Origin of the sequence: Pannonibacter phragmitetus DSM 14782, assembly GCF_000382365.1 — a bacterium.
In the GTDB taxonomy this organism is placed as follows: Bacteria; Pseudomonadota; Alphaproteobacteria; order Rhizobiales; family Stappiaceae; genus Pannonibacter; species Pannonibacter phragmitetus.
The window spans coordinates 661,215-677,607 of the sequence record NZ_KB908215.1; the positions used below are offsets into that span (position 1 = coordinate 661,215).

A 16,393-nucleotide genomic window follows, 5' to 3' on the forward strand; every position below is an offset into this window, starting at 1 on the left:
CGAGGGGGGCGACTGCCAGCGCGTGACGGAGCTTGAAGCGCCGGCGCGGTCGGATAGGCTTGCCGCAGAGATAAACCGGGCCAAACATACGCAACGCAACTCCAACCTTCCGCGCCTTTACAGGGCCGCGAACGCAACAGGGGACATCCCATCAAGATTTGATCTTGAGTTTGTCCTGTTAACCTTGAGAAGGAGTTAATGCCGCGAAATTTCCAGTCTGCCCCTGCGTTAATTTTTCTTCGGCACGCTGGCTATGGTTAAGGCGTTGAACGATTTGCACAGCCACGCCCCACCTGCCGCCATACGCCCATGTACCGGCGCTATGACCGGCACAGAGGCACCCCGGCCAAGCGTAGCGCGAGCCGGGGACTATTCGTTTGCAGAGAAGGGCGATTGCCCACGGCCTGGCGGCAGGCTCTCGCCCGATGCAAGCCGTTCCGGCGTCAACACATCTCATCGCTCTGGAAGCGAGTGGTTCCCGGATCTCCGCTTCGCTTCGTCCGGGACGGCGCAGAATCTACGGGACGGCGAGGGAGTGTTCCTGTGTGCTCCTCCCCCCACCAAAAACAGCCCCCGGAAAGCTGGGCTCGCCGGGGGCTGAAGAGGTCTTACATGTTCGGATAGTTCGGGCCGCCGGAGCCTTCCGGCACCGTCCAGGTGATGTTGCCGTTCGGGTCCTTGATGTCACAGGTCTTGCAGTGGACGCAGTTCTGCGCGTTGATCTGGAAGCGGGGCGCACCCTCGCCTTCCTCGACCCATTCATAGACACCAGCCGGGCAATAGCGGTTCGACGGGCCGCCGTAGACGTCGTGCTCCGACGACTTCTGAAGCGCCATGTCCTTCACCTTCAGATGGATCGGCTGATCCTCCTCATGATTGGTGTTGGACAGGAACACCGAGGACAGCTTGTCGAAGGAGACGACCCCATCGGGCTTGGGATAGGCGATCGGCTTGCATTCGGCGGCCGGCTTCAGGCTCTGCGCGTCGGTCTTGCCATGCTTCATGGTGCCGAAGAAGGAGAAGCCGAACAGCTCGTTCGTCCACATGTCGAGGCCGCCGAGCATGACGCCCACAACCGCGCCGAAACGCGACCACAGCGGCTTGACGTTGCGTACCTTCTTCAGGTCCTTGCCGATCTCGCTTTCGCGCCAGGCGGTGTCAAAGGCCGTCAGTTCGGCATTTGCCTCACCGCGCCCCAGAGCCTCCATCACATGCTCGGCAGCGATCATGCCCGAGAGCATGGCGTTGTGCGAGCCCTTGATGCGCGGCACGTTGACGAAACCGGCGGAGCAGCCGATCAGCAGGCCACCGGGGAAAGACAGCTTCGGCACCGACTGGTAGCCACCCTCGGTGATGGCGCGTGCACCATAGGCAAGCCGCTTGCCGCCCTCGAAGGTGTCACGGATCGCCGGATGGGTCTTGAAGCGCTGGAACTCGTCAAAGGGCGACAGGTGCGGGTTCTGGTAGTTCAAATGCACCACGAAACCGACGGCGACCTGATTGTCCTCCAGATGATAGAGGAAGGATCCGCCGCCCGTGCGGTTGTCCAGCGGCCAGCCGAAGGAATGCTGCACCAGACCCAGCTGGTGCTTTGCCGGATCGATCTGCCACAGTTCCTTGATGCCGATGCCGAATTTCGGCACATCCGCATCCTTGTCCAGCGCGAAGCGGGAGATGAGCTGCTTGGCCAGCGAACCGCGCACGCCTTCGGCAATCAGCACGTATTTGCCGCGCAGCTCCATGCCGCGGGTGTAGCTGTGGTTGGGCTTGCCATCACGGCCAATGCCCATGTCACCGGTGGCAACGCCGACAACCTTGCCCTCGCCGTCATAGAGCACTTCGGCGGCGGCAAAGCCGGGGTAGACCTCCACGCCCAGTTCTTCGGCCTTGGTGGCCAGCCAGCGGCAGACGTTGGCCAGGGAAACAATGTAATTGCCATGGTTGTTCATCAGCTTCGGCATCAAAACATTCGGCAGGCGCATGGAGCCGGCAGGCCCAAGCACAAGGAAATGGTCCGCCGTTACCGCTGTCTTGATGGGCGTATCCTCGCTGCGCCAGTCCGGCAGCAGGCGGTCCAGGGCGATCGGATCAATGACCGCGCCCGACAGGATATGAGCGCCCACTTCCGAGCCCTTTTCCAGGACCACGACGGACAGCTCTTCGCCCTTCTCGTTGGCAATCTGCTTGAGGCGAATGGCGGCGGAAAGGCCTGCGGGGCCAGCACCGACAATCACCACGTCAAAATCCATGCTTTCGCGCTCGGGCAGCTCAAGCTCTTCCGTCATCGCACTCTCCCTCTCAAGCACGCCAGGCTGCGAACAGACTGGCGCAATTGCAGCAGGCGGCCCCACCCTGCCCGCTTGACTGTCTAAGCGTCGCGTCCCTCTTTAGAGCAGCTCAAGTAGACCTGCAATTCCTCCGTTTTGGCTGGTTGCGACTTTACGTTAACGTAAGCGTAAGTCAACCCGCCAGCTTGCCGCAGGAATGGAACGGATATCACGGGAGAGCGGGGTAAGGCGTGTTGTCTTTGCGCCATCTGCCGTTACATTGGCGGCATGATCACGTCTTCCTCAGCATCTGGCCTGACGGCCCGGCACATCGAGGCGCTTCTGGATTTCCTCCAGGGTGCGGGTGTGGACGGCTGGGTGGAAGATGAGGTCATCGACCGCTTCGCCCAGTCCGCACTGGAAGCCGAGCAGGCCGCCATGGCGCGGCAGTCACGCGCAGGGCTGGGGCCGCAGGGCATGCAGGCTCCGCAAGCCCGCAGCCATGATGCCGGCCACGGCATGCCGGAGCCGCGCAGCAGTGGCTACAGCCCACAGGACTATGGCCAGGGACCGGTTCAGTCACGCATCGCCGGTCAGGCGGCACCGCCGCCGCTCAATCTGCCGTCCCTTTCGCGCGCTGCAGCGCCGGAGCCGCAGACGCAGGCACCGGTTGTCCTGTCAGGCGATCCGGCCGTCATCCCCGGCGAGCAGGCGGTGAAGTCTGCCCGCGAGGCGGCGCGCTCTGCCGCAACGCTGGAAGACCTCAAGGCGTGCCTTGCTGCCTTCAACGGCTGCAATCTGCGCCTCACCGCAAAGTCGCTGGTCTTTGCCGATGGCAATCCGTCCGCCCGGGTGATGCTGGTGGGCGAAGCGCCGGGCCGGGACGAGGATCTGTCCGGCGTGCCCTTCGTTGGCCGCTCCGGCCAATTGCTGGACCGGATGCTGGGCGCAATCGGGCTCGACAGATCGTCCGTCTATATCGCCAATGTCGTGCCCTGGCGCCCGCCGGGCAACCGCACGCCAACGCCACAGGAGACCGAAATCTGCCGCCCCTTCATCGCCCGGCAGATCGAACTGGCCAATCCGGATTTTCTAGTCTTCCTCGGGGCAGCCTCCGCAAAGGCACTGACAGGCAACACGGATGGAATCCGCCGCATGCGCGGACACTGGATGGATTATGATGCGGGCAGCCGCAATATCCGCGCCATCGCGACCTATCACCCGGCCTATCTCCTGCGCAGCCCGCTGGAAAAGCGGCTGGCCTGGCGTGACTTTCTTGCGTTGAAACAGGCACTTTCTGCTTGAACTGACGCAGTTTGCCGGTGAGGCGCACTGGTGAATATACGCATTCTTAAAGTTGTTCCGTCTAGCTTTATTGCAGTGGGCGGGGCATCGGCTGCGATGACGGATACAGCATTCGTAACAAGACGGACAAAACCGGCTCAGGTGCCCGCACCGGAGGCAGCTGAAGCACGCACACCCGTGCCGGCGAAGCGGCCCCCGCAACCGGCGCCGGAGAAGGCGCAGGAACCGGCTCCCGCTCAATCCGGCTATGCATCACCGCGCCGCGCGCGCCCTCCGGCAGCGCCGGAGACCAGCGCTCCGGCCATTCTAGCCATTGATGTGGAGCGCCTGACCTGCATTCCGGTGACGGTTGCCAATCTCACCCAATGGGGATGCGTGCTGACATCGCCCGACATCAAGCTGCTTCAGAAGAACATTGCCCTGCGGTTCGGAGACGAGAAGAGCCTGCGCGCGGCAACCGTGACCTCCATCAACGGTGATGACGCAACAATCGTCTTTGCGGGCGTCCAGAATGAGGCCGCCAGCCAGCGTGCGGAAGCGCGCCGCGCCGTCTCCATTCAGGTGGTGCTGACGGACCCTGAACGCACGCGCCGCGTCACGGGACGAATTGTGGATGCAGCGCGCTCCGGCTGCCGTGTGCAGGCGCCAGGTGTCAAACATCTGGGCAAGACCATCCATCTGCGCGTGCTGGGCATGCCCCGGGCCATCGTTGCGGAGGTGATGTGGTGTGACGATGAGGCCGCAGGCCTGCGCCTCAACTGGGAAGCCGTCAACCAGCTGGCGGCCAAGACAAAGGCTGATTTTCTCGCGCGCGGCACTATCTAAGAGGAAAGGCAGCCAGGACGGGCCTGCCAATCCAAGCCGGAACGGGATTTCATGCTGACAGCACTCAAGAACAGACTTCAGAAGCTCCTCGGACGCGGCGGCACCGCCATTCCCGTTGTGCGCCTGCAGGGCGTGATTGGCGGCGGCGGCCCCTTGCGAAGCGGCCTCACCCTTGCCTCGGTGGCCAAGCCGCTCGAACGGGCCTTTTCCATGAAAAAGGCGCCTGCGGTGGCGCTGATCATCAATTCGCCCGGTGGATCGCCCGTGCAGTCCCGCCTCATCTACACCCGCATCCGCGCCCTTGCCGAAGAGCATGGCAAGCAGGTGCTGGTGTTCGTGGAGGATGTGGCGGCATCCGGCGGCTACATGATCGCCATCGCGGGCGATGAAATCATCGTTGATCCCTCGTCCGTGGTCGGCTCCATCGGCGTCGTCTCCGCTGGCTTTGGCTTCACCGAACTCATCAGCAAGATCGGCGTGGAACGGCGCGTCTATACAGCCGGCACCCGCAAGGTGTCGCTGGATGCCTTCAGCCCTGAAAATCCGGAAGACGTGGCGCATCTGAAGTCGCTGCAGGCCGAAATCCATGACGTGTTCATCACCATGGTCAAGGCCCGGCGCGGGGAACTTCTCTCGCAGGATCCGGATCTGTTCAGCGGCCTGTTCTGGACCGGAAGGACCGCCTGCAGCCTTGGCCTCGCCGACAGGGAGGGCGACATCGTCTCCGTGCTGAAGCAGCGCTTCGGAGACAAGGCTGAGCCCGTTCTCATCGGTCAGCCGCGCGGGCTGTTTGGCCGCAGGCCCTCAGGCGGCGTCGGCGGCGGTCTCGGGGCCACGCTGGGCGCAGGCGCCCTGACGGAGGACGTGCTGGGCGCCCTGGAGAGCCGCAGCCTTTGGGCCCGTTACGGTCTGTGACATTTTTTGACCGGAACGCCGCAAGTTGAGGCACTTTGTGCCTTGTCTCCGCCACGATCAGGCGGGAGGATTGCACATCATCTGGAGATATTCCGCATGCATCCTCTCGCCATCCTCGCCCTTGCCGGAACCGCCGGTCTCCTTCTTGCCCGCGCCATGCGCCGTGAGATGGCCAAGGTGGACCAGCGCCTGTCGAAGGGTCGTCCCGCGCCGGGCACGCCCATTCCGGTGACGCTGAAGCTCGACCCCCGCACCGGACGTTACCGGCCGCAGGACTGATCCTCCGGCGGCTATCAGCATTCATTCCGGACTGTCAGCCAGGCACCAGTTCCTCTCCCCCCTTGAGGGGGAGATGCCCCCGGCAGGGGGCAGAGGGGGGTAGCTGACTGTCCGTTCGTGGGGCAGCTCCTGCGTTTCCGAAGCGCTGCTACCCCCCTCTGTCTGCTGGCGCAGACATCTCCCCCTCAAGGGGGGAGAGGGTCGCTGCGGCCATAGGCGGGGCTTTGCCTCCGGCAGACTCGCACCCAAATCACGCGCCTGCGTGCGGGGCGGCTTGACCTTGCCCCGCCTCCGTGGCACCTCTCCGGCCAATCAGGGCAGCGGCCAGCTGCGCCGTGCCCTCTCCGTCTCGAACGACCGGGAAATGCCAGATGCCGAATGAAACCCTTCCGGACCACATGCGCCCTGAAAATTCCTTTCAGGCGCTGATCCTGACCCTGCAGCGCTACTGGGCGGATCAGGGCTGCGTCGTGCTGCAGCCTTATGACATGGAAGTGGGCGCCGGCACGTTCCATCCCGCGACGACGCTGCGCTCGCTCGGGCCGCGCCCGTGGAAGGCAGCCTATGTGCAGCCCTCCCGCCGCCCCTCGGATGGCCGTTATGGCGAAAACCCCAACCGCCTGCAGCACTATTACCAGTTTCAGGTGATCCTGAAGCCCTCGCCGGAGAACCTGCAGGAGCTGTATCTCAACAGCCTCTATGCCATCGGCCTCGACCCGTCGGTGCATGACGTGCGCTTTGTGGAAGACGACTGGGAAAGCCCGACGCTGGGCGCCTGGGGCCTTGGCTGGGAGTGCTGGTGCGACGGCATGGAAGTGTCGCAGTTCACCTATTTCCAGCAGGTGGCCGGTTTCGAGTGCTCACCCGTTTCCGGTGAGCTGACCTACGGTCTGGAGCGCCTGGCCATGTATATTCAGGGCGTCGATAACGTCTATGACCTGAACTACAACGGCCGGGAAGGTGCGGACAAGATCACCTATGGCGATGTGTTCCTGCAGGCCGAGCAGGAATATTCCCGGCACAATTTCGAGCATGCCGATACGGAAATGCTGTTCCGCCACTTCCGTGACGCGGAAGAGGAATGCCGCCGGCTGCTGGCTGCCGGTGAGGCCGCCCGCAAGGCTGCAGGCGCCGAAGTGCATCAGATGGTGCTTCCCGCCTATGACCAGTGCATCAAGGCCAGCCACGCCTTCAACCTGCTGGATGCGCGCGGCGTGATTTCTGTCACCGAGCGCCAGAGCTACATTCTGCGGGTGCGCGAGCTGGCCAAGGCCTGTGGCGGCGCCTTCCTGCAGACGGCAGCGGGCGGCGTCGGCTATTCCGGCTGAAACAGGCCAGACAAGCAGAGTTTCAGGACTGACTGGAATGGGGCATCCGTACGGCGGGTGCCCTTTTTCGTTCCTCAGGCTGGCTGCGACGTGTCCAGGCTCTGCTGGCGGGCAATGTTGGCACAGATCAGCGCATGAGCATCTTCCGCGCTGACTGCCTGAGAAAACAGAAAGCCTTGCCCGTAGTTGCAGCCTTCATGGCGCAGCTGCGCCCGCTGTTCCTGCATCTCGATTCCTTCCGCGATGGCCTCGATCCCAAGGCCCGCCGCAAGGCCAAGAATGGCACGGACGATGGCCGCGTTCTCGCCGCCTTCTGCCATGCCCGCAATGAAAGACCGGTCGATCTTGATACGGTCGACACGGAAGTCCCTGAGATACCTGAGACTGGAATGTCCGGTGCCGAAGTCATCCAGTGCGATGCGGATGCCCGCATCCGAAAGCTGGCCAAGGATCTCCCGCGCCGTCTTGGGGTCCTTGATGAGGGCATTCTCCGTAATCTCGATCTCGAGCCGTTCCGGCGCAAAGCTGGTGTTGCCCAGAATGGTCAGGATGCGCAAGGGCAGCATCCGGTCATGCAATTGCACCGGGGAGAGATTGAAGGAGAGGTAGACATCCCCCGGCCATTGCAGCGCCGCCTCGCAGGACTTGGTCAGGAGATGGTCCGTCAGCTCCGGCATCAGGCCGCAGTCTTCCGCGATGGGAATGAAATGTGACGGCGGCACCTTGCCGAAGTCCCGGTCCGTCCAGCGGGCCAAAGCTTCAAAGCCCGCAATCTTCTCGCTGCGCAGGTTCCAGATCGGCTGGAAGTGGGGGCTGATCTGGTTGCTGGCAATGGCACCGCGCAAGCGCTGCTCCAGCAGCGTCCGGTGAAGAATGGCAGCATCCATCTGCGTTTCGAAAAAACGGAACGCGGAGCGGCCGGATGTCTTGGCCCGGTAGAGCGCCACATCAGCCCGGCGCAGCAGCTCGACGATGGAATAGCCATTGTCCGGAAAAACGGCGATGCCGATGCCCGAGCCTACCGTGACCTGCCGGGCACCGATCAGAAACGGCTCCTGCACCCGGTTCAGCACCCGCCGCGCAATGCCGGCTGCCGCATCCTTGTGGGCCAGCACGCCGGTGACGATGGCAAACTCATCGCCGCCCAGCCGGGCGACAAGCCCGCCCTCGCCGACCGCATCTGTCAGGCGGCCGGCGAACTCCTTGAGCAGAAGATCGCCGAAGCTGTGGCCATAGACGTCGTTCACCGGCTTGAAGCCGTCGATATCCAACATGATCACGGCGCGGAACTCATCCGGCTCCATCATGTGCACCATGGATGGAAACACCATCTCGATATGACGCCGGTTCGGCAGGCCGGTCAGCGGATCATGCTGAGCCTGAGCCTGCGCTTCCGTCAGCGCGGCGTCTGCTTCCTCGAGGGCGTTGGACAACTCGTGTTTCTTGAGCGCTGCTCCGGCCCACGCTCCGGCAACAGCGCTGAAAAGAGCAGACAGGACGATCACGATGGCATCGGGCCAGCCCTCCTGCTCATTTGCAACGGCCGCAGCGGAAATTAAGGACACCGCAAACAGAACAGCAGACACAATTACAGGTAAGCAGAATTTATTTCTGACAATCAAAAATATAAAATTCTCTATTCTATTTCTTACTGATATTTTTGCCACGTCCGGGCCAGCTCCAATCTACACCTTGCCAATTATCTCTTGAAGCCCATTGAGAAAGCATGAAACAGTTCTCTTAAACCTGTAAATATATCCGGCAAGCTGGCAGGATGACATATGCAGCTAAGGCTGAAAAAGCGCCATTTCCCGGGCTCCTCTACAAGGTTGGGGGTGACATTTTTGGCCGGGCTTGGTAGGCACACGCGCTGCAGTGTGCAAGCGCAAGCCCGCGCCCTGCCCCGATGTTTTCTATCGAAGGTTCAGACCCATGCCCGATCTCCTGCTTGAACTGTTCAGCGAGGAAATCCCTGCCCGCATGCAGCGCCGTGCTGCAGATGACCTCAAGTCGCTGGTCACCAATGCGCTGGTGGAAGCCGGTCTGACCTATGAGGGCGCAAAGGCCTTTGCCACGCCCCGCCGCCTTGCCCTGCATATCGCCGGCCTGCCTGTTGCCTCTAAGGCCACCCGCGAAGAGCGCAAGGGCCCGCGCGTCGGCTCCCCGGCTCAGGCGCTGGAAGGTTTCCTGCGCGGCGCAGGCCTCTCCTCCATCGAGGAAGCCACGATCCAGAGCGACCCGAAGAAGGGCGAATTCTACATCGCCGTCATCGAAAAGCCGGGCCGCCCGGCAGAGGAAATCATTGCGGACGTGATGCCCGGCATCATCCGCAACTTCCCCTGGCCCAAATCCATGCGCTGGGGCTCCGGCACCCTGCGCTGGGTGCGCCCGCTGAAGTCCATCGTCGCCACCTTCGGCCCGGAAACGGAAGAGCCGGAAGTGATCGCCTTCGACATTGACGGCATCACCGCAGGCAACACGACGCGCGGCCACCGCTTCCATGGCAACGACACTTTCACCGTCCGCCGCTTCGACGACTACATGACCAAGCTGGAAAAGCAGAAGGTCATCCTCGATGCCGACCGGCGCAAGGACGTGATCGTGCATGATGCACGCGATCAGGCTATGGCGCTTGGGCTGGAACTGGTGGAAGACGAAGGCCTGCTGGAGGAAGTCGCCGGACTGGTGGAATGGCCGGTGGTGCTGACAGGCTCCTTCGACGAGGCATTCCTGTCGATCCCGGACGAGTGCATCCGCCTGACCATCCGCGCCAACCAGAAGTGCTTCGTGCTGCGCAATCCGGCAACGGGGCGCCTTGCCAACCGCTTCGTGCTGACCTCGAACCTGATTGCGGCCGATGGCGGCAAGACGATCATCGCCGGCAACGAGAAGGTGATCCGCGCCCGCCTGTCCGATGCGCGCTTCTTCTGGGAAACGGACCTCAAGACCCGGCTGGAAGACAACCTGCCGAAGCTGGACAGCATCGTCTTCCACGAGAAGCTGGGCTCGCAGGGCGAGCGCGTGAAGCGCCTTGAGGCGCTGGCCGCAGAACTGGCCCCCTCATGCGGCGCTGATGCTGACGAGGCCCGCCGCGCTGCGCGCCTCGCCAAAGCCGATCTCGTCTCCGGCATGGTTGGCGAGTTCCCCGAGTTGCAGGGCCTGATGGGCCGCTACTACGCCACCCACCAGGGCGAAAGCGCCGCCGTTGCCACGGCCATCGAGGACCATTACCGCCCGCAAGGCCCGTCCGACCGTGTGCCAGCCGATGCGGTTGCCATCGCCGTTGCGCTGGCCGACAAGCTGGATCTGCTCACCGGCTTCTGGGCCATCGACGAAAAGCCGACCGGTTCCAAGGACCCCTTCGCCCTGCGCCGTGCGGCCCTTGGCGTCATCCGCATCATTCTGGAAAACAAGCTGCGGCTGCGGCTTGGCGGCATCGCTGCGCCGCAGATCGGTGCGCGCGGCGCCGATGCCTCCGCCATCACGGCAGACCTTCTCTCCTTCTTCGCCGACCGCCTGAAGGTCCATCTGAAGGAAGAAGGCGCGCGGCATGATCTGATCGATGCGGTCTTTGCCCTTGGCGGGCAGGATGACCTGCTGATGGTCGTCCGCCGCGTCGAGGCCTTGGGCGCATTCCTTGCCACCGAGGACGGCGCCAATCTGCTGGCGGGCTACAAGCGTGCGGTCAACATCCTCAAGGCCGAGGAGAAGAAGGACGGCGCCGCCGTTTCCGGCCGCCCGGTCGCCAGCCACTTCCGCGAGGAGGCCGAGATTGCGCTGGCCAGCGCCATCGACACGGCCCGCGCTGCGGTCAGCGAGGCGCTTTCGGGCGAAGACTTCGCCGCCGCGATGGAAGCCCTCGCCGCCCTGCGCGCTCCGGTCGACCGGTTCTTTGCCGGTATCCTCGTCAACGCCGATGAAGCGGAGCTGCGTGCCAACCGCCTGAAGCTCCTCGCCGAAATCCGCGACATCGCCGGCCTCGTCGCCGACTTCTCCAAGGTCGCCGGCTGAGTTCAGCCACCTGAAACAAAAAGCCCGCAGCGGAACGCCACCGCTGCGGGCTTTTTGTTTGGAGAACATGCTGGCCACTCACACCGCGCCGCCTGAGCGAGCCCGAAGGCAGCGCCCCCCCCTCCCTGATCATGGCAGGCGCACAAACAAAAGACCCGGCGGTTTCCCGCCGGGCCCTGAAACTTTCACACCGGAAGCAGCCTCACCCTTACGGGCGGGCGTCGCGGCGGTCACCGCGGGACTGAACCTGCGCGGCAATCTGGGCCGGGCCGCCGTTCTGCGGGCGGCGCTGGCCACTGCCGGGCTTGCGGACCTGGCCGCCATTGGGCTTGCCATGACCATTGCCGAAACCGCTCTTGCCGCCTTCACCACGGCCACGGCCGCCTTCGGAACGGGCACCGTAGCCACGCCCCTGTTCACCACGGCCCTGTTCGCGTCCCTGGCCCTGGCCACGGCCCTGCTGGCCGCCGCCGCGCGCCGGGCGCTTGGCAGCAGCACGGCCCTCGGCCGGAGCTTCACCGCTGGCGACGGGGATGCGGATGCCGGTCAGGCGCTCGATGTCACGCAGCAGGCCGATTTCGTCCGGTGCGCAGAAGGCGATGGCATCGCCATCGGCGCCTGCACGGGCGGTGCGGCCGATACGGTGCACGTAGCTTTCCGGCACGTCCGGCAGGTCGAGATTGTAGACGTGGCTGACGCCCGGAATGTCGATGCCGCGTGCGGCCACATCGGTGGCCACGAGAATGCGGGTCTCGCCGGACTTCAGTTCCTTGATGGCGCGGTCACGCTGGTTCTGGCTCTTGTTGCCATGGATGGCATTGGCCTTGAACCCGGCAGCTTCCAGACGGCGCACCACCTTGTCCGCACCATGCTTGGTGCGGGCGAAGACCAGCGACAGATCGTCGGGGCGCTCGGACAGGCAGTTGATCAGCAGGCTGATCTTGTCGCCGTTCGAGACGAAGTGAACGCACTGGGTCACCTTGTCTGCCGTGCGGCCAGCCGGAGCCACTTCCACGCGGACCGGATCGGTCAGGTAGGAGCGGGACAGTTCCTCGATCTGCTTCGGCATCGTGGCCGAGAACAGCAGGGTCTGGCGCTTCTTCGGCACCAGATTGGCGATCTTGCGCAGGGCGTGGATGAAGCCGAGATCCAGCATCTGGTCGGCTTCGTCCAGCACCAGATATTCCACCTGGTCAAGACGCAGGGCGTTGCGGTCGATCAAATCGAGCAGACGGCCCGGCGTGGCGACGAGAATGTCGCAGCCACGGGACATGCGCTTGATCTGCGGGCCGATGGAAACACCGCCCATGATGGTGGCAACCTGCAGCGGCGTCGACTTGATGAAGCCAATGAGGTTCTGCGCGATCTGGTTCACCAGTTCGCGGGTGGGCGCCAGAATCAGGGCACGGGTGGCGCGGGCCGGAGCCGGCTTGGGGTTGGCGAGCATGCGCTCGACCAGCGGCAGGCCGAAAGCGGCGGTCTTGCCGGTGCCGGTCTGGGCCAGGCCCATCAGGTCATTGCCGGCGAGAATGAGCGGGATGGCTTCGCGCTGGATCGGGGTCGGCTGGTCGTAGCCGATAGCGGCGATGGCCTTGAGGATCGACTGGGAAAGCCCGAGAGCTTCAAACTGAGTCAAATGAAAACCTTCAACTGTCGCGCCTGCCGCATCAAAGGGCACGCGCACAAGGTGGACCGGCCCATGATGGACCAGCCTTTCGTGGCGGTTACGGCACGGGCCAAATGGCAATCCGGACCGTCAGAACCCCGCGTGAAATGGGAACCTGGGAAAAGGCATCGCAGCCTCTGGCGCGACGCGGAACGGCTCACGCATCCTGTCTGTCTCCGTCACGGATCACCTTTCGGGAAGGGCCGGATCTGCCAGACCGCAGGATCTGCGGGTGCCCCGCAACAACATGTGAGGGGCAGGCGCGTGGAGAGGACGCAGGCCGCTCACGCGGCGGCCAAACCGTATCTTGGCGCCTGTATCGGCGCATGAAGCCGGAAAGTCAAGATAAAACGGCGCCCTGCGGCGCAAGCCCCAGCCGGGCGGCAATGGTGCGGCGTTCATAATCGACATTCCAGTCGATCAGCACACGCCAGACGGCTTCGGCCTGACCGGCTTCCAGTCCGAGGTCTTCCGCCCGCCCGCGCAGGCGCTCGATCATGGTCTCGATCCGCTCTGCATCGAAGGCTTCGTCCGGATGCTGCTTGATCTGCGCCATCTGGCGCACATAGGTCTGCCGCTCGGCGAAAAGCTTCAGAAGAAGCTGGTCGATCCGGTCGATCTCGGTCCGGATGTCACCCTTGGTGACGCAGTCCTTTGCAGGTTTCATTCCAAAAGGCCCTTTGCCTGTCCAAGCCGGAGAGGATGAACGCCGTCACGCCTGCCGGTGCGGTTGGCTCCGGCAGGCGCAAGGGATGGATGGCTCAGGCTTCCGCCTTCTTCTGCGCCTCGACGCAGGCCAGAGCCGACATGTTGACCACGCCGCGCGAGGTCACCGAGCCGGTAAGGATATGCGCGGGCTTGGCCGTGCCGAGCAGGATCGGGCCGACATGCAGGGCCTCCGTTGCCACCTTCAGCAGGTTAAGCGCGATATTGGCCGCATCCAGATTCGGGAAGAGCAGCAGGTTCGCTTCGCCCTTCAGGCGGCTGTCCGGCATGACGCGCTGGCGCAGCAGCTCGGACAGGGCCGAATCGCCGTGCATGTCGCCGTCCACTTCCAGCTCCGGGCATTCCTTCCAGAGGATGTCCAGCGCCTTGCGCATCTTGTCGGCTGAGGCCAGTTCGCGCGAGCCGAAGTTGGAGGCCGACAGCAGAGCCACCTTGGGCTCGATACCGAAGCGGCGGATTTCCTCGGCTGCGAGCCGTGCCATCTCGGCCAGCTCTTCCGCATCCGGGTCTTCGGTCACGAAAGTATCGGTCAGGAAGATCGCACCACGGTCGTTGATCAGCAGCGACAGGGCCGAGAGGTCCCGCACGCCGGCCTTGAGGCCGATGATCTGGCGGATGTCGCGCAAATGCCGGATGAAGCGCCCTTCGAGGCCGCAGATCACCGCATCAGCTTCCCCGCGCCGCACGGCCAGCGCCGAGATGACGGTGGAGTTGGTGCGCACGATGGTTCGCGCCGCATCATGCGGCACACCCTTGCGGCCAACGCAGGAGAAATATTCGTCCACATAGTCGCGGTAGCGCGGATCGTCTTGCGGGTTGACGAATTCGAAGTCGACGCCGGGGCGGATCTTCAGGCCGAAGCGCTCGCAGCGGGCCTTCAGCACGTCCGGACGGCCAACGAGGACCGGCACGGCCACCTTGTCCTCGATCAGCACCTGAGCCGCGCGCAGCACGCGCTCATCCTCGCCTTCCGCATAGATGATGCGCTTCGGCTCACGGGTCGCTGCCTGAATGATCGGCTTCATCACGAGGCCGGAGCGGAAGACGAAGCGGTTCAGCGTGTCGAGATAGGCGTCGAAGTCTTCAATCGGCCGGGTGGCGACGCCAGTCTCCATCGCTGCGCGGGCCACAGCCGGTGCAATGCGCAGGATCAGGCGCTGATCGAAGGGCGACGGGATCAGGAACTTCGGCCCGAAGGTCTCGGTTGCCCCTCCATAGGCACGGGCCGCAACGTCGGACGGCTCTTCCTTGGCCAGATCCGCGATGGCCTTCACCGCCGCATGCTTCATCTCTTCGTTGATCGCCGTCGCGCCCACGTCCAGCGCGCCGCGGAAAATGTAGGGGAAGCACAGGACGTTGTTCACCTGGTTCGGGAAATCCGAACGGCCGGTGCACATCATCACGTCGTCGCGCACGGCCAGCGCGGCTTCCGGCATGATTTCCGGATTGGGGTTGGCGAGCGCCAGGATCAGCGGGTTCGGCGCCATCCTGGCGACCATCTCCGGCTTCAACACACCGGCAGCAGACAGGCCGAGGAACACGTCGGCGCCCTCGATGATCTCGCCCAGCGTGCGCTTGTCCGTCTTCTGGGCGAAGATGCCCTTCCAAGGGTCCATCAGGGCTTCGCGGCCTTCATAGACCACGCCCTCGATGTCCGAAACCCAGATGTTTTCGCGCTTTGCGCCAAGGGAGACGATGAGATTGAGGCAGGCGAGCGCGGCGGCACCGGCGCCAGAGGCGACGATCTTCACCTGATCGATCGGCTTGCCAGCCAGTTCCAGCGCATTCTTGACCGCTGCACCGACGATGATCGCCGTGCCGTGCTGGTCGTCATGGAACACCGGAATGTTCATCCGCTCGCGCAGCTTGGCCTCGATCTGGAAGCACTCCGGCGCCTTGATGTCCTCAAGGTTGATGCCGCCGAAAGTCGGCTCCAGAACAGCAACCGCATCGACGAACCGGTCGACGTCGAGTTCGTCCACCTCGATGTCGAAGACGTCGATACCGGCGAATTTCTTGAACAGAACCGCCTTGCCTTCCATCACGGGCTTGGAGGCGAGCGGGCCGATGTTGCCGAGGCCCAGCACGGCGGTGCCGTTGGAAATCACGGCCACAAGATTGGCGCGGGAGGTGTAGAGCGCAGCCGTGGACGGATCGCGGGCGATTTCAAGGCAGGGAGCGGCAACGCCGGGGGAGTAGGCCAGAGCCAGATCGCGCTGGTTACCGAGAGGCTTGGTGGCCTTGATCTCAAGCTTTCCCGGGCGCGGGTGGCTGTGGAAGAACAGTGCGGATTCGGTCAGATCGCTTCCAGCCGGTTTCTTGTCGCTCATGTCGCCTCTCGTCTCGACAGCGGTCTTGGCCGCCTTTTCCCTCAAGGAGGCATGGCCCATCCGCGCGCGCGGTTCAACCTTATTTCGCACCTGCTCCACCGGTTGCAGGCAAAAGAAGCCGCAAAAGCAGGAATAGAACCAGTCCGTTGAGGATATGCCACATGAAATGGGTGCCCAGCGCGAGGCTGTCACACACCGGCATGTCGAGCGTGCGGAAGGTGAGCGAGGCAGCAAACACCACACCGGCCGCCGCAAGTCCCTTCGCCAGCCGGGCGCTGGAACGCCAGGCCAGAGCCGCAACGATGAAGATGGCGGCAAGCGCTGGCAGATAGCCGGCGGAAGACCCCACCAGCGGGGCAAAAAGCCGCCCGGCGAAAGGCGAGGCCACAAAAAAGAGGCCGGTTATGCCTGCCGCCCAGTACCAGCGCAGCCCCAGAAACCGGTTCAGCGCCGCGAAGAGATAGACATGGATGAAAAGGGCAATCGGAATGACATCCGCCAGCAGCGACCAGCGGTTGGCGAAGGTGTGGAACAGGAAGGAGCCGATGCCTGTTGCCAGTGTGATCAGGATCAGCGCCAGAGCCAGCCAGTCGCCCGGCGCCCGCTTGCGCCACATCAGGAAGGCCACCAGCGCCGCCAGAATGAAAGAGGCATTGGTGATGGCATTGACCGGCTCGGACCAGAAACCGGCGTCCAGCCGCTCGCAGTAATTGTTCAGCGGTTCCGTCCAGTTCATGTCTT

12 protein-coding genes are annotated in these 16,393 nt (G+C 63.7%); 6 read left to right on the top strand and 6 right to left on the bottom strand.

The annotated features are described in order from the left end of the window. Nucleotides 1-608: 608 nt before the first annotated feature. Nucleotides 609-2,285, bottom strand: coding sequence for an electron transfer flavoprotein-ubiquinone oxidoreductase (locus tag H163_RS0103060; protein ID WP_019963076.1), 1,677 nt, complete (start codon nucleotides 2,283-2,285; stop codon nucleotides 609-611). 270 nt (nucleotides 2,286-2,555) lie between these two features. On the opposite strand from H163_RS0103060, the gene H163_RS0103065 reads away from it, so the two are divergent. The 5 genes from H163_RS0103065 to H163_RS0103085 all read left to right on the top strand — a co-directional run bounded on the left by H163_RS0103065 (nucleotide 2,556) and on the right by H163_RS0103085 (nucleotide 6,919). Continuing rightward, nucleotides 2,556-3,572, top strand: coding sequence for a uracil-DNA glycosylase (locus H163_RS0103065; RefSeq protein WP_019963077.1), 1,017 nt, complete (start codon nucleotides 2,556-2,558; stop codon nucleotides 3,570-3,572). Between the two features lie 96 nt (nucleotides 3,573-3,668). Further along, nucleotides 3,669-4,397, top strand: coding sequence for a PilZ domain-containing protein (locus tag H163_RS22070; protein ID WP_081625944.1), 729 nt, complete (start codon nucleotides 3,669-3,671; stop codon nucleotides 4,395-4,397). Nucleotides 4,398-4,448: 51 nt separating this feature from the next. Then, nucleotides 4,449-5,312, top strand: coding sequence for a S49 family peptidase (locus H163_RS0103075; RefSeq protein ID WP_019963079.1), 864 nt, complete (start codon nucleotides 4,449-4,451; stop codon nucleotides 5,310-5,312). Between the two features lie 96 nt (nucleotides 5,313-5,408). Continuing rightward, nucleotides 5,409-5,591: a hypothetical protein gene (locus H163_RS0103080; protein WP_019963080.1), complete on the top strand. Its 183-nt coding sequence runs from the start codon at nucleotides 5,409-5,411 to the stop codon at nucleotides 5,589-5,591. Nucleotides 5,592-5,989: 398 nt separating this feature from the next. Then, nucleotides 5,990-6,919: a glycine--tRNA ligase subunit alpha gene (locus H163_RS0103085; protein WP_174234542.1), complete on the top strand. Its 930-nt coding sequence runs from the start codon at nucleotides 5,990-5,992 to the stop codon at nucleotides 6,917-6,919. 74 nt (nucleotides 6,920-6,993) lie between these two features. Here H163_RS0103085 and H163_RS0103090 read toward each other — a convergent pair whose 3' ends face one another. Next, on the bottom strand, nucleotides 6,994-8,352 hold the full coding sequence (locus H163_RS0103090; RefSeq protein ID WP_147290392.1) for a putative bifunctional diguanylate cyclase/phosphodiesterase: 1,359 nt from the start codon (nucleotides 8,350-8,352) through the stop codon (nucleotides 6,994-6,996). Nucleotides 8,353-8,851: 499 nt separating this feature from the next. Here H163_RS0103090 and glyS point away from each other — a divergent pair, with 499 nt between their 5' ends. After that, nucleotides 8,852-10,930: a glycine--tRNA ligase subunit beta gene (gene glyS / locus H163_RS0103095; protein ID WP_019963083.1), complete on the top strand. Its 2,079-nt coding sequence runs from the start codon at nucleotides 8,852-8,854 to the stop codon at nucleotides 10,928-10,930. A 208-nt stretch (nucleotides 10,931-11,138) separates the two neighbouring features. On the opposite strand, the gene H163_RS0103100 is transcribed toward glyS, so the two are convergent. From H163_RS0103100 to H163_RS0103115, 4 genes are all read right to left on the bottom strand, one after another. Beyond that, nucleotides 11,139-12,566, bottom strand: a complete 1,428-nt coding sequence (locus H163_RS0103100) for a DEAD/DEAH box helicase (protein WP_019963084.1) — start codon at nucleotides 12,564-12,566, stop codon at nucleotides 11,139-11,141. Between the two features lie 370 nt (nucleotides 12,567-12,936). Continuing rightward, complete coding sequence (locus H163_RS22075; RefSeq protein ID WP_019963085.1) at nucleotides 12,937-13,263, bottom strand: chorismate mutase; 327 nt, start codon at nucleotides 13,261-13,263, stop codon at nucleotides 12,937-12,939. A gap of 94 nt (nucleotides 13,264-13,357) precedes the next feature. Beyond that, a complete protein-coding gene (locus H163_RS0103110) occupies nucleotides 13,358-15,652 on the bottom strand; it encodes an NADP-dependent malic enzyme (protein ID WP_026355391.1) in 2,295 nt (764 codons plus the stop codon). A 79-nt stretch (nucleotides 15,653-15,731) separates the two neighbouring features. After that, entirely contained in the window at nucleotides 15,732-16,388 is a 657-nt protein-coding gene (locus tag H163_RS0103115; protein WP_019963087.1) for a ceramidase domain-containing protein, read from the bottom strand. Nucleotides 16,389-16,393: the final 5 nt, after the last annotated feature.